The organism is Collinsella sp. TM04-29 (genome assembly GCF_003466565.1).
In the GTDB taxonomy this organism is placed as follows: domain Bacteria; phylum Actinomycetota; class Coriobacteriia; order Coriobacteriales; family Coriobacteriaceae; genus Collinsella.
The window spans coordinates 495,195-518,797 of record NZ_QSPW01000001.1; the positions used below are offsets into that span (position 1 = coordinate 495,195).

The following is a 23,603-nucleotide window of genomic DNA, read 5'->3' on the forward strand; positions in this document are numbered from 1 at the left end:
CGCTCGAGTTCTATAACGGTCCGCGTCCTAGCGGTCGGCGATCGGCTTGTACTCCAGCGGCTCGATCACCGGACGATAGGCCGGGCGAATAATACGGTGCGCGCAGAAGAGCTCTTCCATGCGGTGTGCCGACCAGCCGGCCATGCGGGCGACGGCGAATAACGGCGTAAAAAGCGTTTCGGGCACGCCGAGCATCTTGTAGATAAAGCCTGTGTACAGGTCGATGTTGGCGCAGATGGGCTTGGTCATGCCGTGGTCGCGCATGACCTGGGGTGCCAGGCGCTCGATGCGCTCGATGAGTGCGAACTCTTCGCCCAAGTCCTTCTTGGCTGCCAGCGAGCGCGCGTAACGACGGCAGACCTCGGCGCGCGGGTCGCTGAGCGTATAGACGGCGTGGCCCATGCCGTAGATGAGGCCCGTGCCGTCGAAGGCCTGCTTGTCGAGGATCTTGCCCAGGTAGGCCGCGACTTCGTCCTCGTCCTCCCAGTTGGAGACATGCGCGCGGATGTCCTCGTGCATAGACACGACCTTGGCATTGGCACCACCGTGGCGCGGGCCCTTGAGCGAGCCGATAGCCGCGGCGTAGGCGGAATACGGGTCGGTGGCCGAAGACGACAGCACGCGGCAAGCGAAGGTGGAGTTGTTGCCGCCGCCGTGCTCGGCATGCAGCATGAGCATAACGTCGAGCAGCATCGCCTCATCGCGGGTGAACGCCATGCCGCCGCGCAGGACCTGTAGGATGGTCTCGGCGGTGGAGAGACCGGGCGTAGGGTGCGGCACGTGAACCTCGGAGCCGCGAAGCTTGGCGACCGAGGCCATGTGTGCGAAGGCGGCGATGCGCGGGAGACGTGCGAGCATGGAAATGGCGACGTCGATTTCGTGCTCGGGCGTGATCACGTCTGGTTCGGCATCGAAGGCGTAGAGCAGCAGTACGGCGCGCTGGAGCACGTTCATGATGCTCGACGATACCGTGGTCATAGGGAACTCTTTAACGTACTCGTCGCTCAGATGTCTAAAGGCGCCCAGGCGCTCGCAAAAGCCGTCGAGCTCTTCCTTGTTGGGCAGCGAACCCGTGATAAGCAGATAGGCGACTTCCTCGTAGCCATAGCGATTCTCGGCCTGGGCATTGTTGACCAGATCCTCGATGCTGTAGCCGCGAAGCGTGAGCTTGCCCTGATCGGGCACGACCTTTCCGTCGACCTTGTTGTAGCCGTGCACATCCGAGATACGAGTGAGACCCGCGACCACGCCCGAGCCGTCGGCATTGCGTAGGCCGCGCTTGACATTGTGCTCGACAAACAGGCCCTCGTCATAAGGGTCGGTCGGCAGGCCGTGGTAGAGGCTTTCGCTCTCAGACGAAATCTGGCGGCTTGCTTCGTAATCCAGAACCAGTCGGCTCAAGTGGTCATCGAAGCGGTAATAGATTTTCTTGGCGTCGTAGGCCATGCGCGCTCCTCTCCGGGCCGCATCGGGGTGGCCTGCATGGGCATGCGCGTGTCAGGCTATCCCCAGCGGCTTGTTCGCTACAGGCGGTACATAAAGTTAAAGACGTCCTCGCGCTGGATGGACACGTTGACGCCCGAAAGCTCGCCGGCCTCGGCCAGGGCCTTCTGCAGCTCGGCGAAATCGAGCTTGGACTCAGCGGTGTCGGCCAGCATGGTCATGGTGAAGATGTCCTCGATAATGGACTGCGTAATGTCGCGGATGTCGACGTTGGCCTCGCCCAGGACACGGGTGACGCCGGCGACGATGCCGGGGCGGTTCTTGCCAAGGACGGTGATGACGATACGGGAGGACGAGATCTCGGCCATGGGAAACCCTTTCGCGTGGTCGCGGCGCGCGCGGGGCGCTCCGCTACGGTACAGTGTTCATCATTGTACCTGTCTGGCGCAAAAAAGGCGCGCTCGCTGCGGCGTTACATGCCTGCAACATGAGCGTAAGGGGGAAGGCCGCACGGGGAAGAGCCGTCTGGCGCGTGTCCGGCTCGTGTTGGGTTGATTTCCGATCTCAGCCGAACACATTGAGCGGACAGGCCGTTCCCGCAGTCAGCCGAACGCCTCCGACGGCTGATTCCGAACTGGAAGCGGAGGGCATCCCCGCCCTTCGGTAGGGGATACCGCTCCGCGGCGCATGCCGCGGGCGGCGCCCCTATCGGACCACCGTGACCTCAGTTGGGATGGGCCCAGCACTGCCGCGTACTCGGTGAGCTAGAGCCAACTGTTCGTCTTCACGTCGCGTATGGCGATATTTCGGTCGTCCGGCTCGGTGATGCCGTAGCCGAACGCCTGGAGCGTCTCGATGGACTCCTGGATCCTCTGTTGGAACATGGGACCCGGATCGACCCTCGGCCCGAGGTGCCCGCGCCAAAGGCACGGCGTGGCGCGCAGCATGTTATGGATTTTGGAGATGGGCTCGATGTCGGCGTAGACGTTGAGCGTCGCCATGGCGTCCTTGTGGCCGAGGATCGATTGGAGCGCCTTGATATCGCCGCCTTGGCGGATCCACTGCGTTGCGAACGTGTGGCGAAGGCCGTGGAACGTGATCAGCTCGTCGTTGGTGCCCATGAGGCCGTTGGTCTCCGAGAACGTCTTGAACGCCCTGCGGATATAGCTTGTCGTCGCGAAGGTCGCGCCCGGCTCCGACAGGATGTAGCAGTCCCCGATCTCGACCGCCCCGGTAAGGCCGCGCAAGCGCAGCTTTCCGCAGTCGATCTCGTGGGTCTCCTTCAGGATGGGGAGTAGGCCGACCGGGTCGATGGGGATACCCCTGGCGTCATGGGTCTTGGTGTCCTTGATGAACGAACCCATTCCCTTCGCGTACGCCACCGAGTGTCTGATCGAGATCAGGCCCGTCTCGAAATCCACATCGCACCACCGAAGGCCGCAGACCTCGCCGATTCGCATCCCCGTGTGCAGGGCGAGTACGACCGCCCTCTAATCCTCGGCGGACCAATCGAGTCCGAACTCCTTTCGGGCATCCTCTTCGCTCATGACTTCGAGAAGGTCTCCGGGTTGGCAACGAAGGGCGAGGCATAGCTGCTCGAGTGTGTTGAAGCGAATGCCGCGAATATGCCCTTTTTTAATACGGGACAGGTTCACGGGCGTGGTTCCAATCCTTTCGGCAAGTTCGTTCGAGGAAATCTTTCGCTCGGCCATGATCTTGTCGAGGCGAACAATTACGGGCATGGCGTTTCCTTACGCAATCTCGTCGGAGTCGAGGTACAGCTCTCGGGCGTACAAGAAGAGCTGGGAAAGCATGAACAGGACGATGCCGAGAACCAGAGAGGTCCAATCGAATGATGAAGCGATCTCTTGGGCGCCGACGGCCCCCTCGCCGCCAAACATCGAAACGGAGGTTTTGAGTGAGCCGGCGTAGAGGCTGGTGGCAGCTTGAACAACGAAGAGAATGCCGAGCACCTTCAAGCATGTCGCAGACCCTTTCTTGAAGGGGTCTCCGCTCTTGATCGTCCACACGAGAACGGCGCTGAGGATGGTCGTAGCGATACCGATGACGGCAGGGACCAATGTCGAGATCGCAAGGGCTGGATACGCGGGGGAGTCTGCAATTACAGGGTTGTCGAGCACTTCGATTGCTGGCTTTAAGGAGAACGCCACTTGTGCGATGGCGGTGGCGCAAAGGGTCGCAGAGGCTATCGCACATGCGATGCGGAAGGAATGAAGCCGGGGAGTGCGATTGTCGGAACTCATAATAACCTCCGAAGAATTTAAAAAACTCAGGTTACTTTTTAACAGTTTATGTTAAATTGACTTTGCCGGCAAGTAATCACAGCATACTGCAACCGAAACCCCTCTAGATTGGAGAGGATTATGTTCAGTACTGTTAAGTCGTGTAAGCTCTTGGTTTTCCTCGGCCTCGCTCTTTGTCTGTTGCTGCCGGGAGCCCCCGCTTTTGCGGATACCCCGATGCCTCCTTCCCAGGAGAGCAGCCAGTGTGCCCTCGTTGAGCCCCTCGGGTATACGGACGACGTCGTCGATACCTACTGGAGCTACAGCTGTCCTCGCGGCGTAAGCGGGCACAGCATCTCGATGTTCAACATCTCTTACAAGACGATCTCCTACCGAAATGGCTATCGCCGATCCGCGCATCATAGGGATCCCGCCTCGCTGCAATGTGCTCCTGTGGTGTTCTTGGCACAACTGATAAATGGCAATTTGTCTATAGCACCTACTAGATGCGAGGAAGGGCCGAGCATTTTGTTCGGCCCCTCTGTTCCGACTGGATGAGGTTAAGGTTGGCGATGAATATGCTCAAAATCTCGAAGGCGATCTTTAGGTCGCTTCTCTCCTCCAGGTCGCTCTGTGTTGTCGTTGTTGCGTTGATGGTTCTTTGTGCTCTGCCCGTCTTCAGGAGCGCGGCTGGCATCGACGGACGGGTCGAATACCTCGAGTCGGGAATAACCCGTGTTGAGCAGGAATTGTCAGCATCCTATGCGGATGCGCTTGTGAATGCGGGGGAGGACGGTGTCTACACCTCTTCATCAAGCATGCCCGCGCTTCTGTACCCTCTTGCCGCGGGACGTCTTATCTTGGCACCGCTCTCTCCCCTACTTCCGTTTCTGCAGATATCGGATGGAGAGTACACCTATTATGACGGATCGAAGGAGTACTTGCTATGGGTCGCAACGGCCGTTGCCGTCTCGTTCCTTGCCGCGCGTCTTAACAAACGTGAAAAGCTCATCATCCAGGCACCGATGGGCGAGCTGGGTAGACTTGTTGCATCGAGCGTATGGGCGAGTGTTTTTGCAATGCTTGCCGTCCTCGCCATCAATCTTCCAGGGATAATCGCCGCGCTTGTGAAGAATGGCCCGGGCTCGCCGTTCTATCCGATAGGCTACATTCAATATGCGACTCCGGTTATCAAACCGGCTTGGCTGGTGTTCGCGCAGACGGCCATCTTGCAATTCTTGGTGGCAGCGTTCATCTCGCTTGTCGTTCACCTTGCCGTGAAGATTGCCAATAACCCTACGCTTGGAATCGTGTTCGTATGTGCCCTGATGGGGGTGACGATGGTTCCCGGGTATTACGGAAGATCCATCGCTTTACGTGAGTTCGCCCTGTTGAATCCCCTTACGTATGCGAACACTGAGTTGACCGTCGGCGCCTATAGCCCGTACCCGACAACGCAGATAGTGAATCTGCCTGGACTTTGCTTCGAGCGTGGCGCGATTGCCCTCGTATGCGCAATCGGGATCGAGGTGTTGGCAATTAGCCTGCTTTGCGTTGCTGGAAAGAGCGGCTGCGCGTGCCCGATATCCCCGATTTGTCTTGAGAGAGGTTCCTTCACTGCATCGAGAACGGCAACTCGTTCGAGCGCTTGTGCCTCCGCCGTTGCATACGTAAGAACGATGGGGAAACTGCTCCTGCGTTCTCCTACCCTCGCCGTATGCGCGATTGCAATGTCGACGACGATGCTGGCCCCGGCTCTGGTCGAGATGTTTCCTGACGCTGATAACGTTTCCGCTGTTCGGTATAGGGATGGGGAGCTCCGTTCAATAGATCGGTATCTAGAGCAGAACGCTGCGAATATGGACGTCGAGGGCAAAGCGGCCCTGGAAGACATGCGGGATGCTCTTTCGGGTTTCGTGTACGCGCCTATGCCTGCGGAGGGGTTTCGAAGCCTTGCGACGTACGAGCGCGCTCGAGGTGAGCTGGGCGCGGCAGATGCGACTCTCCTGCAATCGATCGGAATCGAGCCGGAGACTCCTTCTCGTGCGGAGGCGCGCGCCCTTCTGCTTGAGTCGATCGCGAGCTTGCCGGACCCCAAGGTTTACGAGTTAAGTACGAAGATGCCCCCATTAATCCTCCTTTCGTATCTCCAGGCAGCGCTTCCCTCCTTATTTTTGCTGTTGCCCGTGGTTGTCACATCGCTCGCGTGCGCCCACCTGCAGTGTCGTTCCCTTCTGGTTCTCCAGATCCCCGCAACAGCGCATGTGCGTTTTCTGACGGCTGTTGCGCTGGCTCTCCTGCTTGGCTTGGTGCTGCTTTTGGTGTCGATGGTTCCCGCTGTCGTTGTGTCCGTGATTAAGAACGGTGCGGGTGGATCGGAGTATCCCGTCGCTCTCATTCGGGCGGGAGCTTCGACAACGTCCATGGTGGGGGAGGCGGTGTTGTGCAGTATTCCGTTGCTGGTCATGGCATACGGCGTGATTTCCGTCGTCGCTGCGTTGACAGCAGCGATTAGCCGCAACCCCGTTGTCACCGGAATGGTTTGCGCGGTTCTCTTGGTGTTGGGTTCGTTGAGCGCTCATGTTGAAAGCGTGGGCATGGGCGTCGCGCTGCTGGCTCCATTCGCCTCGTTTGATCCCGCTTCCCAGGTGGGGACGATTGGGTTCCTTGGGCGAGGGACGAACGCGATGCCTTTTGGAGAGGTCGTCGGCGCATCGGGCGCTCTGCTGGTGGTCTTGGGCGCCGTATCTCCGTTGATGGTGCGCCTGAGTGTTCCAAAGATCGAAAGGGGATGATCTCGATGATTGACCTTCAAACGCTGACGATCTCTTATGGAAAGAAGGTGCTCGTAGATTCGGTGAACGCTGAGTTTGCCCCGGGTACGGTCTACGGTCTCGTCGCTCCGAACGGGCATGGAAAGACGACGTTGCTGCGTGCGATGGCAGGTTTGCCGGGTCCTCGCGTGGACGGGAGCATCGTTCTGGATGAGGTGCAGGGTACGGGTGCGAGAGAGGTCCGTTCTATGATCTTCTATGCACCTGGTGAGGGGACGCTGCTGTATCCCGGATTGCGTGCGGAAGATCACCTCAAGATGGTTTGCGATATGTGGCCGCATGCTCGCGATATCGAAGAGATAGTGGAACAAACGCAGATGGGCGAGTTCGCGAAGATGAGGATCCGCACTCTGAGCCAGGGCATGAAGCAGCAGCTTACCCTGGCGATTGCGTATGCGACGGGCGCGCGGTACCTTCTATTAGATGAGCCCATGAACGCGCTCGACCCCAGCAGGGTGGACTTGCATTCCGAGATTCTCAGGAAGCTGGCCGATTCTGGTACGTGCATCATCATGTCATCCCACATCTTGGATTCGGTCGATAGGCTGTGCGATGAGATTCTGTTTTTGAAGGATGGGAGGCTCATTAGAAGCATTCCGCAAGATGATGCTGCGCCGAAGTCTCCTGGATCCCATTTCGCAAAGCCTGCCGGACGCGCCGAGGGTGCGCTAAGCACGTATCGGCGACTCTACGAAAAGGGCGGGTAGAAATGCAAGTTAAAAATCTATGTGGCCAATGTGATACCGTTGAACCCGCGTATCGATACCGCTCAGCCATTCGCCTCGCCCCCATCGCACGCATCTTCATTCGGTCTGTCATTATTAATCTAACAATTCTTTGAGGAACGTAGGTGCTTCTAAATGTACTGTCGACTTCTTCTCAAACTAATCCTAAGAGACAAGGCCGTATGGATTTGTACGCTCGTGCTTGCTGCAGCCTTTTCCGTCCCCATTGCGTTCAATTCACCCATCTACGGGCCCTTCTTTATGAAGCAGGGCATGCAGGGCTTTGTCGACGCATTCAATACGCGCGCACCCCAGGCCAGCGGCACAGACCTATCGCCAGAGCAGCAAGCTGACGCGGAGCTTGCAAGATACGCGAACGCCGCCCTTGCCGCTCAAACCGACGCCGCCTTTCTCGATTCTGCCGAGAGCTACTACGCGCTCATGGACGAAGGCTTCCAATCCGGGTCCATCGTGGGAGACCGAGAGACCAATGACGCAGCGCTCGCATATTGCCGTGCCCTGAGCAGCTCCGGCATCACGGATATCCCGGCCTCCGCAAACGACCTGCCATTCCTTTCCTTCCTGCCTTACGCCGTTGCCACGGCGCCGTCTTTCCTTCCCTTCATCCCCTTCCTTCTCTCGTCGATACTCGTGCTCGGCGCCACAAGGCCCGGGACCCTGGCGGCGAAGGCGCCCGTGCCCAAATTCCGGCTCCTTATCCAGATCGTGTTTTCGATAATCGCCGCGGGGACCGCGATGCTCCTCGCCGGCCTCGCACCCGGGGGCATTTACGCCTTGGCCCTAAACGGCTTCGGGCAAATTGGGTACCCGATCGCCTTCTTCCATGACGGCGCGCTTGCCACCACGACCGCGGGAAACGTCTTCACGACCCTGCTTCTCGCGCTTCTTGCGGGCGGAACCTTGATATCCGTTTGCTCCGCCGTCCTATCGACCGCAACGAGGCGCGTCCTCGCGGGCCCCCTCACCTCCGCGCTGCTTGTCGCGGCCCCGGCATTCCCGTTACTGTCCGATTCGGCACTGGGGCATAACGCCGCGCTCAATCTCCTGCCGCTGGCCGTATTCTCGCCTATCGAGGCAACGGGTTACGTAGGATGCTTCCCGACAGAATTCATTGGCTCCGGTTCAGGCAGCGCATCGATGCTTGCCGTGGCCCTGGCATACGTCGCGGTCTTTTTTGCGGTCGGCGCCGTTGCGACACGTTCGCCCAAACAGCCTGGACCCGCGAAAAAGCGCCATGGGCTCGAGCTTCTGGACGCGAGCGTGGGATACGGAAGCACGACGATACTTTCAATCGGGTCGCTTTTCCTGAGCCCGGGAACGGCGGCGGGCCTCGTTGCTCCCAACGGCTCGGGGAAAACCACCCTTCTTGAAGCGCTGTCGGGCCAATTTCCCACCCGCATCCGCTCGGGAAGCCTGGCGGCAGACGGAATCAGCCAACGTCAATCAGCCGAATTTGCAGAACTCGTCTACCTGAGCTCTTCGGGCGGCACGGATCTCTATCCCACGCTATCAGCCCTCGAGCACCTTGCTTTCGTTAGGGAGGCGTGGAAATCGGCCGCCGACATCGACTCGCTCTGCAGCTCCCTCGGAATCTCCCCATATCTCGACAAGCCGACCCGTAAACTCTCGACAGGAATGAAGCAGCAGGTAAAGCTTGCCATGGCGATATCGACCGATTGCCCGTACCTTATCCTCGATGAACCGCTGAACGGCCTCGATCCGGGAAAGCGGAAAACCTCCTGCGACGCGATGCGCAGCGAGGTGGCGCGGGGACGAAGCGTGCTCATTTCAAGCCATCTGCTCGACGACCTGGCAGACCTTACCGACTCGTTCTACTTCATCGAGGCCGGCACGCTCGTGGAAAAGATCAAGTCGTCCTCGCAGACGCTCAAGCAGGAATACCTCGATACATACGAGAGATGAATGTGGGGGAGTGTTCGGATGAAGTTGATATTCAAGGGCCAGCTCATGTTGTGCTTAAAAGACCGTGAACCTTTTGTGGGACACGCGGCGCCGTGGTACCATAGCCGAGTTTGTTGTCTTGGTCGGAAACCAAGACGCCTTATGCGCTGATCGGTAACCAGCGCCTGACCAATAAGGAGTCCTACCATGAAGCAGGGTATCCATCCCCAGTATGTCGAGTGCACGGTGACGTGCTCCTGCGGCAACACCTTCAAGACGCACGCTACCGTGTCCGAGATGAAGGTCGAGCTTTGCAACGAGTGCCACCCGTTCTACACCGGCCAGCAGAAGTTCGTCGACACCGGTGGACGCGTCCAGCGCTTCGCCGACAAGTTCGGTGGCGCCGCTGCCGCCCAGCTCAAGAAGGCTGAGGAGGCCAAGGCTGCCAAGGCCGCCAAGGCTGCTGAGGCCGAGGCTGCTCGCAAGGCCGCCGCTGAGGCTAAGGCTGCCGAGAAGGCTAAGCGTGCCGCTAAGTTTGCCGAGGAGGCTGCCAAGCAGGCCGCCGAGGCTCCTGCAGAGGCTCCCGTCGAGGAGGCCGCTGCCGAGGCCGAGACCACCGAGGCTGCTGAGTAAATAGCTCGCCGAGAGAATCGCTCGCATTCATGGCATGAGGGCCGTGCATCCATTTGGGTGCGCGGCCCTTTTCTTTTTATTGGTGCAAGCTGACCTGTCCCCGTGGCACCAAATGGCAGAGAGACGGCGTTTGCTCAGATAAAACTTGCCAAAATAAACCTGTCCCATTGTGGCAGGTTGGTCATAGTTATTACGTGGCGGTCGAGGTCGACCGTATAGGCCGCGCCTTGTTTGGCTAAAGTACAATCATCTGTGTTTAACTCGCCCGCAGCTGCACGGCGTGGGCGATGGCCAAAAAGGAAAACCACATGGGATTCATGTCAAAGCTGCTGTCCTTTGGATCAGATAAGGACCTTAAGCGCTACTACAAGATCGTCGACCAGATCAACGGTCTTGAGCCCCAGTTTGAGAAGATGACCGAGGAGGAACTCCGCGGCCAGACCGATAAGTTCCGCGAGCGTTACGCCAACGGCGAGTCGCTTGACGACATGCTCCCCGAGGCCTTTGCCACCGTGCGTGAGGCTTCCAAGCGCACCATGGGTATGCGCCACTTTGACGTGCAGCTCATTGGCGCCATGGCACTGCACGAGGGCCACATCGCCGAGATGAAGACCGGCGAAGGTAAGACCCTCGTCTCCACGTTGGCTGGCTATCTCAACGCTATTGCCGGCAAGGGCGTGCACGTCGTTACTGTCAATGATTACCTTGCCAAGCGCGACTCCGAGTGGATGGGCCGCATCTATAAGTACCTGGGCATGACCGTCGGTCTGCTCCAGAACAACATGCCGCTCGAGCTCAAGCGCCCGGCCTACCAGGCCGACGTCACCTACGGCACCAACTCCGAGTTCGGCTTTGATTACCTGCGCGACAACATGGTTACCCGTCCCGAGCAGCGCGTGCAGCGCGGCCACAACTACGCCATCGTCGACGAGGTTGACTCCATCCTGATCGATGAGGCTCGCACCCCGCTGATCATCTCGGGCGCTGGCACCAAGTCCGCCAGTACCTACAAGGACTTCGCGCGTGCCGTGCGTGGCCTTGAGCGCGGCGAGGACGTGTCGCACGACATGCTTACCGCCACCGAGGACGTTGAACCCACGGGCGACTACGTCATGGACGAGGCCAAGCACACCATCGCTGCCACCGAGCGCGGTCTTAAGAAGATCGAGCGCCGCCTGGGTATCGATGACATCTATGCCGATCTCTCCGGCCAGCTGGTCAACCACCTGCAGCAGGCGCTGAAGGCCCAGTACATGTTCCACCGCGACAAGCAGTATGTGGTCACCAACGGCGAGGTCAAGATCGTCGACGAGTTCACCGGCCGCATTATGGAAGGCCGCCGTTACTCCGAGGGCCTGCACCAGGCCATCGAGGCCAAAGAGGGCGTGCTCGTGCGCGAGGAGAACCAGACGCTGGCGACCATCACCCTGCAGAACTACTTCCGCCTGTATGACAAGCTCTCCGGTATGACCGGTACGGCACTCACCGAGGACGCCGAGTTCCGCGAGATCTACAAGCTGCCCGTCGAGGTAATCCCCTCCAACAAGCCCGTGCAGCGCGTGGACCACGAGGACCTGGTCTACCGCACCATTCAGGCTAAGTACAACGCCGTTGCCGACGACGTTGAGCGTCGTCACGCTAAGGGCCAGCCGGTCCTGGTGGGTACCGTCTCCATCGAGAGCTCCGAGAAGCTGTCCGCCGCCCTCACGAAGCGCGGTATCGCGCACGAGGTCCTCAACGCCAAGCACCACGAGCGCGAGGCCCATATCGTTGCCCAGGCTGGTCGCTATGGCGCCGTGACCATCGCTACCAACATGGCCGGCCGCGGTACCGACATCTTGCTGGGCGGTAACCCCGACGAGCTGGTGCGCGAGCGCCTGGAGTACGAGGGCCTGACCATGGAGGACGTAACGCCCGAGCAGCTTGAGCAGTTTAACGCCGAGGCCAAGGAGACTTGCAAGGCCGAGCGCGAGCGCGTTCTTGCCGCCGGCGGCCTGACCGTTATCGGCACCGAGCGCCATGAGTCCCGCCGTATCGACAACCAGCTGCGCGGCCGTTCCGGCCGTCAGGGCGATCCGGGCGAGACCCAGTTCTACCTGTCGCTCGAGGACGATCTGATGCGTCTGTTTGGCGGCGACAAGATGGACCGCGTCTCCAAGATGATGGTCACGGCTGACATGGGCGACGATATGCCCATCCAGCACAAGATCATCTCCAAGGCTGTCGAGAGCGCCCAGCACAAGGTCGAGAGCATCAACTTCTCCATGCGTAAGAGCGTTCTTGAGTACGACGACGTCATGAACAAGCAGCGCCAGGTCATCTACGCCGAGCGCAATAAGATTCTGGACGGCAAGGATCTGACCGACCACATCACCGAGGTCATGCACGATACCGTGTACCGCTGCGTGCAGGAGTTCTGCACCAAGGACAGTCACGATGGCGAGCGCGACCTGGAGGGCCTGCGCAAGTGGGTTGTGGAGCTCACCGGCCACATCGATACGCCGAAGTTCCCCGACGAGGATTATGAGGCCCTAGCTGCCGATGTCCTGGCTTACGTAGAGAAGTGCTACAACATGAAAGCCGAGCGCTTGGGCGAGGACCTGATGCGCGAGCTCAACACCCAGGTCATGCTGCGCGTCATCGATACCCGCTGGATGAACTACCTGCAGGAGATGGACTACCTCAAGACCGGCATCGGCCTGCGCGGCTTTGGCCAGCGCGACCCGCTGGTCGAGTACAAGACCGAGGCCTACGGCGCGTTCCAGATACTCGTCGACACCATGTACGAGGATTACCTGCGCACGGTTCTGCGCATCGAGATCAAGGCTGCCCCGCGTGTCGTGGAGCACAAGGAGGAGCCCGCGCTCGAGGGTGCGCACTTCTCCGGTCCTGCCGAGGTCGATGGTGACAACGGCGACTCGGTGCTGCGCAAGCAGGCGCAGGTGCAGGCCCGCACGGCTGTCCAAGGCGGACCGGCTGCCGTCAACAACGGTGGCAAGGTGACGACCTACCGCAAGTCCGAGAGCGACGATCCGTACGTCAACGTGGGCCGCAACGACCCGTGCCCCTGCGGTAGCGGCAAGAAGTTTAAGTACTGCCACGGCAGGAATCGTTAATGGCTGAGGCTTTAGAGGTAACGCCCGCCGAGCTGGACGCGTTTGCGGACCGGCTCGGCGAGGTCGAGTCGTATCTCCACTTGGACGAAAAGCGCACGCGCGTGACCGAGCTCGAGGCCAAAAGCGTGGCCCCCGGCTTTTGGGACGACGCCGATGCCGCTCGCGCCACGATGGAGGAGATCGCGCGCACCAAGGAAGATATCGCTGCCGTGGACACCGCGCGCGGCGAGCTTTCCGATGCCCGCGCTGCGCTGGAGCTTGCCGAGGAGATGGGGGATGACCCCGACGCCGTCGCATTGCGCGAGGAGGCTGCCGCTACGGCAGAACGCCTGGCCCGCGCCATCGACGAGCTTGAGCTTGCGAGCTGGTTTACCGGGGAGTTCGACCATGGCGACGCGATTGTGACCATCAAGCCCGGGCAGGGTGGTTTGGAGGCCCAGGATTGGACCTTCATGCTCTTTAAGATGTACATGAAGTACTGCCAGCGCCGCGGTTGGAAGGTCACCATCAACGATTGCCCCGCGGCCGAGGTCATTGGCATTGATCGCGCGACCTTTACCGTCGAAGGCAAGGATGCTTTTGGCATGCTTCGCGCCGAGGCCGGTGTCCACCGCCTGGTGCGCATTAGCCCCACCGACGACAAGAAGCGCCGCCAGACCACGTTTGCCGGCGTCGAGGTCATTCCGGTGCTGCCCGACGATATCGATATCGAGATCAACCCCGACGACATCCGCGTCGACGTGTACCACGCAAGTGGCCCGGGTGGCCAGGGCGTAAACACCACCGACTCCGCCGTGCGCGTGACGCATTTCCCCAGCGGCATTGTGGTTACCTGCCAAAACGAGCGCAGCCAGATCCAGAACAAGGCCGCGTGCATGCAGATCCTCAAGGCTCGCCTGTACGAGATTGAGCTCGAGAAGCGTTCCGAGGCCCTGGACGAGATTCGCGGACCCAAGACCACGATTGGTTTTGGCAACCAGATCCGCAGCTACGTGCTCTACCCGTACCAGATGGTTAAGGACCTGCGTACGGGCGTGGAGACCAGCAACGTCGAGGCAGTTCTTGACGATGGCGACCTGGACCCGTTTGTTATTGGCTACCATCGCTGGGCCACTGGCAACGCTGACGCGGAGATCCCATCTGCATAAACCGCCCGGTTTATGTGGAAATGGATAAAACCCTCCGAGCAGGGTGGTTTTGTATCCAAAGCAAACCCTGCGCAGGGGTGGTTTTTGTTCGGCGAATCGGTAGAATCGAATACAGCAAGAAGTTCGAAGCGCATCCGTTTGGGTGCGCTTTTTTGAGGGAGGTAGCATGGCATATCGTCTGGACATCAAGCGCATTCTATCGATGAACTTCTTTCACGACCTGCCCCAGATTATGTTGGGGTGCGCTCTGGCCGCTATTGCGACCGACCTGTTTTTGATTCCCAACGGCCTTGCTGCCGGCGGTGTTACGGGCCTTGCCACCATTATCCAGGCGGTCGGCGCATCGCGCGGCATATCGCTTCCCGTTGGTATTCAGACGATCGTGATGAACGCCTTGCTGTTGCTGGTCGTTATGCGCGAGGGCGGCATGTTCTACGTGGTGCAGACCGCGACGGGCTTTGTGCTGCTGGGCTTCTTTACCGATCTGTTCGCCCCGTTTGTAGCACCTCTGGCGGATGCGGACCTGATGCTCCCTGCCATGTGGGGCGGCATTATTACAGGCATCGGTTACGGCATGGTGCTGCGCGCCGGCGCCAACACCGGCGGCTCGGACACGATTGGCCAAATCATCTCGCGTAATACCTCGCTGCCCGTGGGCTCGACCGTCATGGCGATCGATGTTGCCGTATGCGCGCTGTCGGCTCCGGTCTTTTCAGTCGAAAATGCACTATATGCAGGCCTTTCGATGGTCATTAGCGGCTACGTGATCGATGCCGTGGTCGATGGTGGCAACAAACGCCGTATGGTACTCATCATCTCGGACAAGTTCCCTGATATCGCTGCCGATATCATGTATGGCCTGGGTCGTGGTTGTACCAAGTTTAAGGCGACTGGCATGTATTCGGGTGCCGAGAAGCCGGTGATCATGGTCATCGTGAGCCGTCGAGAGCTCAATACCCTCAAGACGATCGTGCGCGAGCGCGATCCTCACGCCATTGTGACGGTCGCCGACGTTACGGAAGCTTTCGGCGAGGGATTCAAGGACATTAGCGCGTAGGGCCGACCGCGTCCCATCCAAAAGACGTTCACATTGATAAACCGTTTCATCAGCGGTTCTGCCTGCTCAATTGCTCAAATAATGATAAAAAGTCTGGTAAAGCCATCAGTTTCCAGCATAATGAAGGACGTACGTGCATCGCGGCTGGGTTGGGATTACCTTCGGTGCCGTGCGCATCTTGTCTAAAGAGGATGAAAGGAAGGCACAATGAGCGACGAAGAGCTCAAAAAGGTTGCCAACGAGGTAAGGAAGGGCATCGTCACCGGCGTGCACGCTGCCAAGTCCGGCCATCCGGGCGGTTCGCTCGGCGCTGCCGACATCATGACCTATCTGTACTTTGAGGAAATGAACGTCGACCCGGCCGATCCCCGCAAGGCCGACCGCGATCGCTTCGTGCTTTCCAAGGGTCACTGCGCGCCTGGTCTGTACGCCGTGCTCGCCGAGCGTGGGTTCTTCCCCAAGGAGGATCTTGAGACGCTGCGCCACATCGGCAGCCACCTGCAGGGCCATCCCAACATGAACGACACTCCGGGCGTCGACATGTCCACCGGCTCGCTCGGCCAGGGCATCTCCGCCGCCGTCGGGATGGCGCTCGCCGCCAAGCACTGGAGCGATACTTATCGCACGTACGCCCTGCTGGGCGATGGCGAGAGCGAGGAGGGCCAGGTCTGGGAGGCCGCCATGTTTGCCGGCAACCAGCAGCTCGACAACCTCTGTGTGATCGTCGACCACAACGGCCTGCAGATCGACGGTCCCGTCGAGGAGGTCAACGACCCCATGCCGCTCGCCGACAAGTTCCGCGCCTTTAAGTTCCACGTGGTGGAGCTTGCCGACGGCAACGATTTCGATCAGATCCGCGCCGCCTTTGCCGAGGCTCGCGCTACCAAGGGCCAGCCGACCGCCATTATCGCCGAGACCCTGAAGGGCAAGGGCGTGTCCTTTATGGAGAACCAGGTTGGTTGGCACGGCAAGGCCCCCAACGATGAACAGTTTGAGCAGGCCATGGCAGAGCTCACGGCCGCCGGAGAGGAGCTCTAGGATGGCAGACGTCAAGAAAATCGCCACGCGCGTAAGCTACGGCGAGGCCCTCGTCGAGCTCGCCAACGAGCACGATGACTTTGTGGTCCTCGACGCCGACCTGGCCGCCGCCACGCAGACCGGTAAGTTCAAGGCGGCCTGCCCCGACCGCTTCTTCGATGTGGGCATTGCCGAGAGCAACCTGATGGGCGTCGCCGCCGGTATCGCGACCACCGGTCGTGTTGCCTTCGCGAGTACCTTTGCCATGTTCGCTGCCGGTCGCGCCTTTGAGCAGGTTCGTAACTCCATCGGCTACCCGCACCTCAACGTTAAGATCGGTGCCACGCACGCCGGTATTTCGGTCGGCGAGGACGGCGCCACGCATCAGTGCTGCGAGGATATCGCCCTCATGCGCGTCATCCCCGGCATGACCGTGATCGTTCCCGCCGACGACGTCGAGGCCCGCGCCGTGACGCGCGCCGCCTACGAGTGCGACGGCCCGGTGTACATGCGCTTCGCCCGTTTGGCCTCGCCGATTATCAACGACCCCGAGACCTACAAGTTCGAGTTGGGTAAGGGCATTGTCATGCGCGAGGGCGCCGATGTGACCATCATCGCTTGCGGTCTGATGGTCGGCGAGGCCCTCGAGGCCGCCGAGCAGCTCGCTGCCGAGGGCATCGACGCCGAGGTCATCAACATGCACACCATCAAGCCCATCGACGCCGACCTGGTCGTCAAGAGCGCTACCAAGACCGGCCACGTCGTGACCGTCGAGGAGCACTCCGTGATCGGTGGTCTGGGCAGTGCCGTCGCCGACGTCCTGTGCGAGCAGTGCCCGACGCCGCTCAAGAAGATTGGCGTCAACGACACCTTCGGCGAGTCCGGCCCGGGTGCCGAGCTCCTGCACAAGTACGGCCTGGACGCCGCCGACATCGTGGCGACCACCAAGGAGTTCTTGGCAGAGAGCAACCACCGCTCAAATCGGCCACAAGCCAATAGCAAATAGACGTAGACAGGGACGCCCTCAAAAAGAGGACGCCCCTGTTTTTATATTTCAGCAAAATCAGTGCCGCATCAAGCAAGGCCTTCTTCGGGAAAAGGGCCCAGTACGGCAACGTGCAATTCAGCCCTCCCAACTTTGTATGTGCAGCACCCCAAGATCACGCGGCGACCCCATAGTAGCCACAGGCCGTGCACAGGGTTACCTCCCAAATCTTTCCGCAGGACGGAGGAGCCACCGCAGCGCGAAGCGCGCAGCGGGGGCTCCGACATGTCCGAGGACGATTTGGGAGGTAACCCTGTGCGCGGCCGGACAGATCCCAAAGCCCGCCATGCTTCTTATGTGCAGCAAAGGCAATCCTGCTAAAATACAAAGCGCTCATGTAGTTTAAACGCACGACGATAAGGAGCACCAGTGGGTAACCACTTCCGTACCTCCGGTGCGGGCGATGAAGCCCCCAAGACGCAGCCGAGCGTCGCGGGCAGTCGTTTCGCCACTCCGGATTCAGAGGATCAGCTGTTTAGCCCGATCCCCGCACAGCCGGCAGATCAGGCACAGCCGGCGGCAGATCCCTTTGCCTACAACCCCAACAACGATGTTGCGCTTTCCGGCACGGCTGGCTTTGAGCCCGTTCAGACGGTGACCGCCCGCGTGGCTCAGCCTCAGATGAGCGCCGCCACGCCGCAGCCTACCATGGCCGGCATCCCCGATCCTATGGCCCCTGCGGCTCCCGCGCCGCAGCCCGCGCAGTCCGGTCTTTTTGCCGGCATTCCCGACCCCACGCAGCCTGCGGCTCCCGTGGTCGAGCGCGATCAGGCGGCCGAGGTCGCAAGCCTCGACAACGCGCTCAACAACCCCGACTTCACGTCGGTGTTTGCGCCCGTCGACCCGCAGGCCAGCCGCAAAAAGATGGCCAAGCAGGCCGGTGTCGAGCCCGTCATCCTTATGGAGCACGTCACCAAGATCTATCCGGCGCAGCCCAACAAGCCCGCACTCGACGACATCAACATCGAAATCTATCCGGGCGAGTTCGTCTTTTTGGTCGGTCACTCCGGCTCGGGTAAGACCACGCTGCTGTCGACGCTCAACCGCGACGTCAAGCCCACAAGCGGTCGCATTTTGGTCGCCGGCCAGGATCTCATGAAGATCAAGAACCGCAAGGTTCCGTTCCTGCGTCGTCAGATTGGCGCCGTGTTCCAGGACTTTAAGCTCCTGCCGCAAAAGACCGCCTACGAAAACGTGGCGTTTGCCCTGCAGTGCATCGGCAAGCCCAAGGGCGTCATTCGCAGCCAGGTGCCCGAGGTGCTGCGTCTGGTCGGTCTGGCCGATCAGATGGACTCGCTGCCCGATCAGCTTTCCGGTGGCGAGCAGCAGCGCGTGGCTGTTGCCCGCGCTATGGTCAACCGCCCGCCGCTGCTTATCTGCGACGAGCCCACGGGCAACCTCGACCCGGCGATTTCGCTGGGCATCATGAAGCTGCTCGAGCGCATTAACCGCACCGGTACCACCGTGATCGTCGCTACGCACGACCGCGAGATGGTCGATAGCATGCACCGTCGCGTGATCGCCCTCGAGGGCGGCCACGTAATCCGCGACCAGGAGAGGGGAGGTTACGGCAACTATGGCACCAACTAACGTGGGCTACTCGCTCAAAGAGGCAATCAGCCACTTCTTCCGTAACTGGACCACCTCGCTCGGCGCCGTCATCACGATTTTCCTTTCGCTGTTTATCATCGGCCTGTTCATTATGGGTTCCGCGATGCTGAACTCCGTGATCGGCACCGTCGAGGATCAGGTCGTCATCAACGCCTTTATTAGCGATGACGCCGATCAGGCAGATGTTCAGGCCTTTGAGGCCGAGCTCAAGACGTGGAGCAACGTCAAGTCCGTGACGTACAAGGACAAGGACGACGCGCTGGCCGAGTACACGAGCAAGATGTCGGGTAACGCCGACGCTACCATGAGCGCGCTCGACGGTCAGAACCCGCTGCCGGCTTCGTATGCCATCGAGATGGACGATCCGTCCATGGTCGAGAGCACGGCCCAGAAGCTCAAGAAGAACGCCGATTTTCAGAAGATCGCGGACGACGGCGACGTTAACGCGAGCGTTCTGTACGGCCAGGAGGAAGTGAGCCGTCTGTTCCAGGTGACGAACTACATCCGTATCGCCGCTGTGGTGCTCGTCGGCCTGCTGACCTTTATCGCGTTCATCTTTATCAACAACACGATTCGCCTGTCCATTACGGCGCGTCGTCGTGAGATTGCGATCATGCGTCTGGTGGGCGCAAGCAACGGCTTCATTCGCGGGCCGTTCATTACCGAGGGCGTGCTGCAGGCCATCTTGGGCTCGCTGCTTTCCATCGGTGTGCTGGAGCTGCTGCGTAACCTGATGGTTCCGCGTCTGCAGGAGAGCATCGGCTGGATGTCGTTTGCGCTGCCGATGCAGTACTACCTGGTGACCTACGCCGCGCTGATTTTGGTCGGCGTCATTATCGGTCTCTTTGGTTCCGCCATCGCCATGCGCCGCTATCTGCGCGTGTAGGCGCTGCGGATATGCCGTCTGCAACGGGTCGTTCCTTTCCAGGGGCGGCCCGTTTTTTGTCCCCTAGGGATCATTTGGGTAGACTCTTGGGGTGTAAGCGGCCATCGATAGTAAGGAGGCGCCATGGGGCGCAATAACAAGCATAAGCGTGGAGCTCGCAATAAGCGCGGGCCGGTGCGCAGCGAGCGTCGCCCGAGTCTGACCGGACGCGTGCAGCTCCATGAGCATAGCGCCTATGTTGTAACCGAAAACGGCGACTACAAGGTCATGGGCCGCGGCAAGCGCGAGATTATGGACGGCGATACCGTTGCCGTAAGCATTAAGAACAGCCCGCATGGCGAGCGGCGCGCCGTAATTGAGGGCGTCGTTGAGCGTGCGGCCATTAGTGTGGTGGGCACGTACCAGACCGCCGGCCCGCTCGGGGTGATCGAGCCGCTTGATTCTCGCCTTAAGGCCGATTTCTTTATTCTGCCGGAGGACACCTCGGCGGAGCGCTTGGGTGTTCATCCGGGCGATGCGGTCGTCGCGCGCATTCTGACATATCCGACGCGTCTGGAATCGGGCACCGTGACGATTGAGCGCCGTATTGGCGGCGACGATGCGCCCGATTTGGGCGTTCAGTATGTGATGGCGCGCTATGGCTATACCGATACTTATCCCGAGGCCGCGCTAGCCGAGGCCGAGGCACTTTCGCTCGATGTGGCCTCGGCGCTTAAGGACCCGCTCCGCCGAGACCTGCGCGACCGCTTTGTCATTACGATTGACCCGGTCGACGCGCGCGACTTTGACGACGCCATCTCGCTGGAGCGCACGCCCGAGGGCGGCTACAAGCTGGGTGTCCATATTGCCGACGTTTCGCACTATGTTGCCTGGGACGGACATATCGACCTGGAAGCCCGCCATCGCACGACGTCGGTGTATCTTGCCGATCGCGTGTTGCCCATGTTGCCCGAGCGCCTGTCGAACGATTTGTGCTCGCTGCGTCCCGACGAGGACCGCTTGGCGTTTACCGTCGACATTGAGCTCGACGCGCAGGGTCGCGTGCGCCATTACGATCCCTATCCCAGTGTGATCCGCTCGCGCGTGCGCATGGACTACGACGGCGCCGAGGCGCTGCTGGTACGTGCCGGTGCGGTGGAGTATTCGGTGCTGGAGGGTGCCGCCGAGGATGTTGCCGCGGTTGAAGCCTCGCGCGAGGAAGCGCTCGAGCGCGGGCTTGCGTGCGAGGAAACCGCTCGCGGCTATAACGTCGACTTGGGGGATTTCCTCGTAGCTGCCAACGAGCTCGCCGAGCTTCGCCGTCGTATTCGTCGCGCACGCGGTTCGGTCGACTTTGATACGGCCGAGATCCGTGCGCTGTTGGATGAGGACGGTGTGCCCGTGCAGATCGTGGCCCGTGAGCGCTCGTGCGCCACGTCGCTGATTGAGGAAGCCATGCTGCTGGCCAACGAGTGCGTGGCGGAGTGGCTGGCCGACCGCGATATCGAGGCCTGCTATCGCGTACACGACGATCCCAGCCCCGACAGTCTGCACGGTGCCGCCGTGGCGCTGGCACAGCTGGGTATCATCGATGACCGTCGCTCGGCAGGCATTGCTCTGGGAAGCCCCGACGAGCTGCAGGCGGCGGTTGATGCCGCAGCCGGTACGGCCAACGCGCCGCTCGTCAACACGTTGCTACTGCGCAGTATGCAGCGCGCACTGTACAAGCCGCGCAACGAGGGTCACTTTGCACTTGCCGCGCCGTGCTATTGCCACTTTACGAGTCCCATTCGCCGCTATCCCGACCTGGTGGTGCATCGCGTACTCAAGCTGCAGCTGGCCTACGAGCAGCTGGGCGGCAAGGACGCCTTGGTGCGTACGCCGCGGCTGATCGGTAAGGGTCGCGAGTCCCTGCCGCGCATCTTGCCGCAAATCTGTCGCGCGTGCAGCGATGCCGAGCGTGCGGCCGACGCCGCCAGCCATGCGACGCAAAAGATCAAGATCGCCCAGTACTACGAGGACCGCCTGGGCGAGCGCTACGCCGGAACGATCTCGTGGGTCAGCAGCATGGGCCTCTTTGTGCGCCTTGATCTGACACAGGTTGAGGGTTTGGTTTCGATCAAGAGTCTGGGCAACGAGTGGTTCGAGTTTGATGAGGACGCGCTCACGCTCACGGGCGCCGACACGGGGACTCGCTACGAGTTGGGGCAACGCGTGATCATCGAGGTCTCGCGCGTCAACACCACGCGCGGGCACTTGGATTTTAGGCTTATTCATTAGCCGGAATTTGGTGATTCATAGAAAACGGGGCGGTCTTTTGGGGCCGCCTTTTTTGTGGCGCATCAATCGTCTTGCCGCTCGCGCGCTTGCGCCTTCCGCCTGCTATAGGGGAGATAAAACCTACCAAAATAAACCTGTCCCTTTTTGGGAGGTTTACGAGAGAGCGGGGATGAGATGGCAACGGTGTACGGGTATGCGCGGGTGAGCTCGCGTGATCAAAATCTGAATCGGCAGCTGGATGCGCTGGGCGCCTATGGCGTGGAACCGGCGAATATCTTTGCCGACCATGCGAGCGGCAAAGACTTCGATCGACCGCGGTATCGCGAGCTGCTGTGCGCGTTGGATTCCGGTGATGTGCTGGTGGTACTTTCCATTGATCGGCTGGGCCGTAACTACAGCGAGATCCTCGAGGAATGGCGGTGCATAACCAAAGAGCTCGGTGCCGCCATCGTGGTGCTGGACATGCCATTGCTCGACACGCGCTCCAGAGACTGTGGTGGGTCGGACGTGACGAGTGCGTTGATTGCCGATATTGTTTTGCAACTGCTGAGCTATGTGGCGCAGGTGGAGCGCGAGAACATTCACCGGCGCCAAGCCGAGGGCATTGCGGCGGCGCGAGCGCGCGGCGTGCGCTTTGGCCGGCCCCGCAAGCCCTGTCCCCCGCAATTCGAGCTGGTGCGCGATACCTACGAGGCGGGTGATATCACGCGGAGTCAGGCGGCAAAGCGGCTAGGCGTGTGCGTGGGGACGTTTGATCGCTGGATGCGCGAGATGGAGTAGGGGCGCCACGGTCCTTTGGCGCCCCGATTCGAACATTTTGGATTTCGCTACGGCGGCAACTGCATTTGGGGGTACACTCGCTGCTGCTCAAAAAATGACGGAGGTTAGCCCTTGGCGCGTGTGAAGCACATAGTCGGATGGATTTCGGTTGTCCTGCTGGCCGTGACGCTGGCAAGTATTTGGATGCTGACGGAGCAGAACGTGGAGCAGACGTCGTCGCTCAGCGAGTCCACTGCGCGCGCGGTGGAAGGACGGGCCGCGGACGTGCGGTCCGATGCCGCGCAGGAGTCCCAGGCGGGGGATGCCGCCGAGGGCGCGGATTCAACGATTGCCACCGTTCATCCCGACCCGCTTGCGCCCGTTCGGCTGTGGATGGGTGCCAACATTCGTCGCGTCGCACATACCGTTGAGTTCTTCTTTGTAGGACTGTTTGCCTCGTTGGCGGCGGTGTGCTTGGATAAGCGTGTGTCGCCCACTCGATTGCGGTGCGTGCCCCTCCTGGCCTTTTGCGCCGTCTGCTCTGTCGGTGACCAAGTGCACAAGATCTTTGTTCCTGGCCGTCATTTCGACATGATCGACCTGGGCTTCGATGCCGCGGGTTACGTTGTCGCCATGCTGTTGGTGCTGTTGGTCTCCGCATGGGTGCACCACGTGACACGCCCCATTGGCGCCCATGCGAGGCGCTAGCCGGTAACAAACCCGTTTCTGATAATGCGACCTTGTTGAATTATTTTGTGTCGCGCGTATTTCCGAGCGGTCGGATTTGAGGGGCGAGCGGTAGAACGCTCGCCCTTTGTGCGCCACGATGCGGCACAATGTACCGCAAAAGCTGTTTGTATCCGGTACGAATCGTTCGTTGGTCTTTAATTCTTCTCAACGGAGG

At 60.4% G+C, this 23,603-nt stretch carries 19 protein-coding genes; 14 read left to right on the forward strand and 5 right to left on the reverse strand.

Going from position 1 to position 23,603, the window contains the following annotated elements:
* Positions 1 to 27: 27 nt before the first annotated feature.
* From DXD39_RS02280 to DXD39_RS02300, 5 genes are all read right to left on the reverse strand, one after another.
* A complete protein-coding gene (locus tag DXD39_RS02280) occupies positions 28 to 1,446 on the reverse strand; it encodes a citrate synthase (RefSeq protein WP_117802988.1) in 1,419 nt (472 codons plus the stop codon).
* A 77-nt stretch (positions 1,447 to 1,523) separates the two neighbouring features.
* Positions 1,524 to 1,811, reverse strand: a complete 288-nt coding sequence (locus DXD39_RS02285; protein WP_006235289.1) for an ACT domain-containing protein — start codon at positions 1,809 to 1,811, stop codon at positions 1,524 to 1,526.
* Positions 1,812 to 2,207: 396 nt separating this feature from the next.
* Complete coding sequence (locus DXD39_RS02290) at positions 2,208 to 2,915, reverse strand: site-specific integrase (protein ID WP_255413113.1); 708 nt, start codon at positions 2,913 to 2,915, stop codon at positions 2,208 to 2,210.
* An 18-nt stretch (positions 2,916 to 2,933) separates the two neighbouring features.
* Positions 2,934 to 3,185 carry a helix-turn-helix transcriptional regulator gene (locus tag DXD39_RS02295; protein WP_006235292.1) on the reverse strand — a complete coding sequence of 84 codons (252 nt, stop codon included), beginning with the start codon at positions 3,183 to 3,185 and terminating at the stop codon, positions 2,934 to 2,936.
* Positions 3,186 to 3,194: 9 nt separating this feature from the next.
* Positions 3,195 to 3,707 (reverse strand): DUF2975 domain-containing protein, encoded by a 513-nt coding sequence (locus tag DXD39_RS02300; RefSeq protein ID WP_006235293.1) that lies wholly within the window; start codon positions 3,705 to 3,707, stop codon positions 3,195 to 3,197.
* Positions 3,708 to 4,258: 551 nt separating this feature from the next.
* Between DXD39_RS02300 and DXD39_RS02310 the strand changes: the two genes are divergently transcribed.
* From DXD39_RS02310 to DXD39_RS02375, 14 genes are all read left to right on the forward strand, one after another.
* The gene (locus DXD39_RS02310; protein WP_147347865.1) at positions 4,259 to 6,481 is read left to right on the forward strand and encodes a hypothetical protein; all 2,223 of its coding nucleotides are present in this window, start codon (positions 4,259 to 4,261) and stop codon (positions 6,479 to 6,481) included.
* Between the two features lie 5 nt (positions 6,482 to 6,486).
* On the forward strand, positions 6,487 to 7,227 hold the full coding sequence (locus tag DXD39_RS02315) for an ATP-binding cassette domain-containing protein (protein WP_158565401.1): 741 nt from the start codon (positions 6,487 to 6,489) through the stop codon (positions 7,225 to 7,227).
* Between the two features lie 279 nt (positions 7,228 to 7,506).
* Positions 7,507 to 9,189 carry an ATP-binding cassette domain-containing protein gene (locus tag DXD39_RS02320; protein ID WP_158565403.1) on the forward strand — a complete coding sequence of 561 codons (1,683 nt, stop codon included), beginning with the start codon at positions 7,507 to 7,509 and terminating at the stop codon, positions 9,187 to 9,189.
* A 186-nt stretch (positions 9,190 to 9,375) separates the two neighbouring features.
* Complete coding sequence (gene rpmE / locus DXD39_RS02325) at positions 9,376 to 9,801, forward strand: 50S ribosomal protein L31 (RefSeq protein WP_006235303.1); 426 nt, start codon at positions 9,376 to 9,378, stop codon at positions 9,799 to 9,801.
* Between the two features lie 308 nt (positions 9,802 to 10,109).
* Complete coding sequence (gene secA, locus DXD39_RS02330) at positions 10,110 to 12,917, forward strand: preprotein translocase subunit SecA (RefSeq protein ID WP_117802992.1); 2,808 nt, start codon at positions 10,110 to 10,112, stop codon at positions 12,915 to 12,917.
* The gene (gene prfB / locus DXD39_RS02335) at positions 12,917 to 14,065 is read left to right on the forward strand and encodes a peptide chain release factor 2 (protein ID WP_117802993.1); all 1,149 of its coding nucleotides are present in this window, start codon (positions 12,917 to 12,919) and stop codon (positions 14,063 to 14,065) included. Before secA ends, prfB begins: the two co-directional genes overlap by 1 nt.
* Before the next feature lie 166 nt (positions 14,066 to 14,231).
* Positions 14,232 to 15,122 carry a YitT family protein gene (locus DXD39_RS02340; protein ID WP_117641060.1) on the forward strand — a complete coding sequence of 297 codons (891 nt, stop codon included), beginning with the start codon at positions 14,232 to 14,234 and terminating at the stop codon, positions 15,120 to 15,122.
* 207 nt (positions 15,123 to 15,329) lie between these two features.
* Positions 15,330 to 16,160 carry a transketolase gene (locus tag DXD39_RS02345; RefSeq protein WP_117802994.1) on the forward strand — a complete coding sequence of 277 codons (831 nt, stop codon included), beginning with the start codon at positions 15,330 to 15,332 and terminating at the stop codon, positions 16,158 to 16,160.
* Position 16,161: 1 nt separating this feature from the next.
* Positions 16,162 to 17,145 (forward strand): transketolase family protein, encoded by a 984-nt coding sequence (locus tag DXD39_RS02350; RefSeq protein ID WP_117802995.1) that lies wholly within the window; start codon positions 16,162 to 16,164, stop codon positions 17,143 to 17,145.
* 408 nt (positions 17,146 to 17,553) lie between these two features.
* On the forward strand, positions 17,554 to 18,774 hold the full coding sequence (ftsE, locus tag DXD39_RS02355; RefSeq protein ID WP_117735981.1) for a cell division ATP-binding protein FtsE: 1,221 nt from the start codon (positions 17,554 to 17,556) through the stop codon (positions 18,772 to 18,774).
* Entirely contained in the window at positions 18,761 to 19,681 is a 921-nt protein-coding gene (gene ftsX, locus DXD39_RS02360; RefSeq protein ID WP_117735980.1) for a permease-like cell division protein FtsX, read from the forward strand. Before ftsE ends, ftsX begins: the two co-directional genes overlap by 14 nt.
* A 123-nt stretch (positions 19,682 to 19,804) precedes the next feature.
* Positions 19,805 to 21,940 (forward strand): ribonuclease R family protein, encoded by a 2,136-nt coding sequence (locus DXD39_RS02365; protein ID WP_117802996.1) that lies wholly within the window; start codon positions 19,805 to 19,807, stop codon positions 21,938 to 21,940.
* A 174-nt stretch (positions 21,941 to 22,114) separates the two neighbouring features.
* Positions 22,115 to 22,720: a recombinase family protein gene (locus tag DXD39_RS02370; RefSeq protein WP_117802997.1), complete on the forward strand. Its 606-nt coding sequence runs from the start codon at positions 22,115 to 22,117 to the stop codon at positions 22,718 to 22,720.
* 120 nt (positions 22,721 to 22,840) lie between these two features.
* The gene (locus DXD39_RS02375; RefSeq protein ID WP_147348095.1) at positions 22,841 to 23,407 is read left to right on the forward strand and encodes a VanZ family protein; all 567 of its coding nucleotides are present in this window, start codon (positions 22,841 to 22,843) and stop codon (positions 23,405 to 23,407) included.
* The last annotated feature ends 196 nt before the right edge of the window (positions 23,408 to 23,603 follow it).

What these genes read in the sequence shown, in the direction of transcription:
- DXD39_RS02280 (WP_117802988.1), bottom strand. Translation starts at nt 1,446, where the DNA reads ATGGCCTACGACGCCAAGAAAATCTATTACCGCTTCGATGACCACTTG.
- ftsX (WP_117735980.1), top strand. Translation starts at nt 18,761, where the DNA reads ATGGCACCAACTAACGTGGGCTACTCGCTCAAAGAGGCAATCAGCCAC.
- DXD39_RS02340 (WP_117641060.1), top strand. Translation starts at nt 14,232, where the DNA reads ATGGCATATCGTCTGGACATCAAGCGCATTCTATCGATGAACTTCTTT.
- DXD39_RS02300 (WP_006235293.1), bottom strand. Translation starts at nt 3,707, where the DNA reads ATGAGTTCCGACAATCGCACTCCCCGGCTTCATTCCTTCCGCATCGCA.
- DXD39_RS02350 (WP_117802995.1), top strand. Translation starts at nt 16,162, where the DNA reads ATGGCAGACGTCAAGAAAATCGCCACGCGCGTAAGCTACGGCGAGGCC.
- rpmE (WP_006235303.1), top strand. Translation starts at nt 9,376, where the DNA reads ATGAAGCAGGGTATCCATCCCCAGTATGTCGAGTGCACGGTGACGTGC.
- DXD39_RS02295 (WP_006235292.1), bottom strand. Translation starts at nt 3,185, where the DNA reads ATGCCCGTAATTGTTCGCCTCGACAAGATCATGGCCGAGCGAAAGATT.
- DXD39_RS02365 (WP_117802996.1), top strand. Translation starts at nt 19,805, where the DNA reads ATGGGGCGCAATAACAAGCATAAGCGTGGAGCTCGCAATAAGCGCGGG.
- DXD39_RS02285 (WP_006235289.1), bottom strand. Translation starts at nt 1,811, where the DNA reads ATGGCCGAGATCTCGTCCTCCCGTATCGTCATCACCGTCCTTGGCAAG.
- DXD39_RS02315 (WP_158565401.1), top strand. Translation starts at nt 6,487, where the DNA reads ATGATTGACCTTCAAACGCTGACGATCTCTTATGGAAAGAAGGTGCTC.
- prfB (WP_117802993.1), top strand. Translation starts at nt 12,917, where the DNA reads ATGGCTGAGGCTTTAGAGGTAACGCCCGCCGAGCTGGACGCGTTTGCG.
- DXD39_RS02345 (WP_117802994.1), top strand. Translation starts at nt 15,330, where the DNA reads ATGAGCGACGAAGAGCTCAAAAAGGTTGCCAACGAGGTAAGGAAGGGC.
- DXD39_RS02310 (WP_147347865.1), top strand. Translation starts at nt 4,259, where the DNA reads ATGAATATGCTCAAAATCTCGAAGGCGATCTTTAGGTCGCTTCTCTCC.
- secA (WP_117802992.1), top strand. Translation starts at nt 10,110, where the DNA reads ATGGGATTCATGTCAAAGCTGCTGTCCTTTGGATCAGATAAGGACCTT.
- DXD39_RS02320 (WP_158565403.1), top strand. Translation starts at nt 7,507, where the DNA reads ATGAAGCAGGGCATGCAGGGCTTTGTCGACGCATTCAATACGCGCGCA.
- DXD39_RS02370 (WP_117802997.1), top strand. Translation starts at nt 22,115, where the DNA reads ATGGCAACGGTGTACGGGTATGCGCGGGTGAGCTCGCGTGATCAAAAT.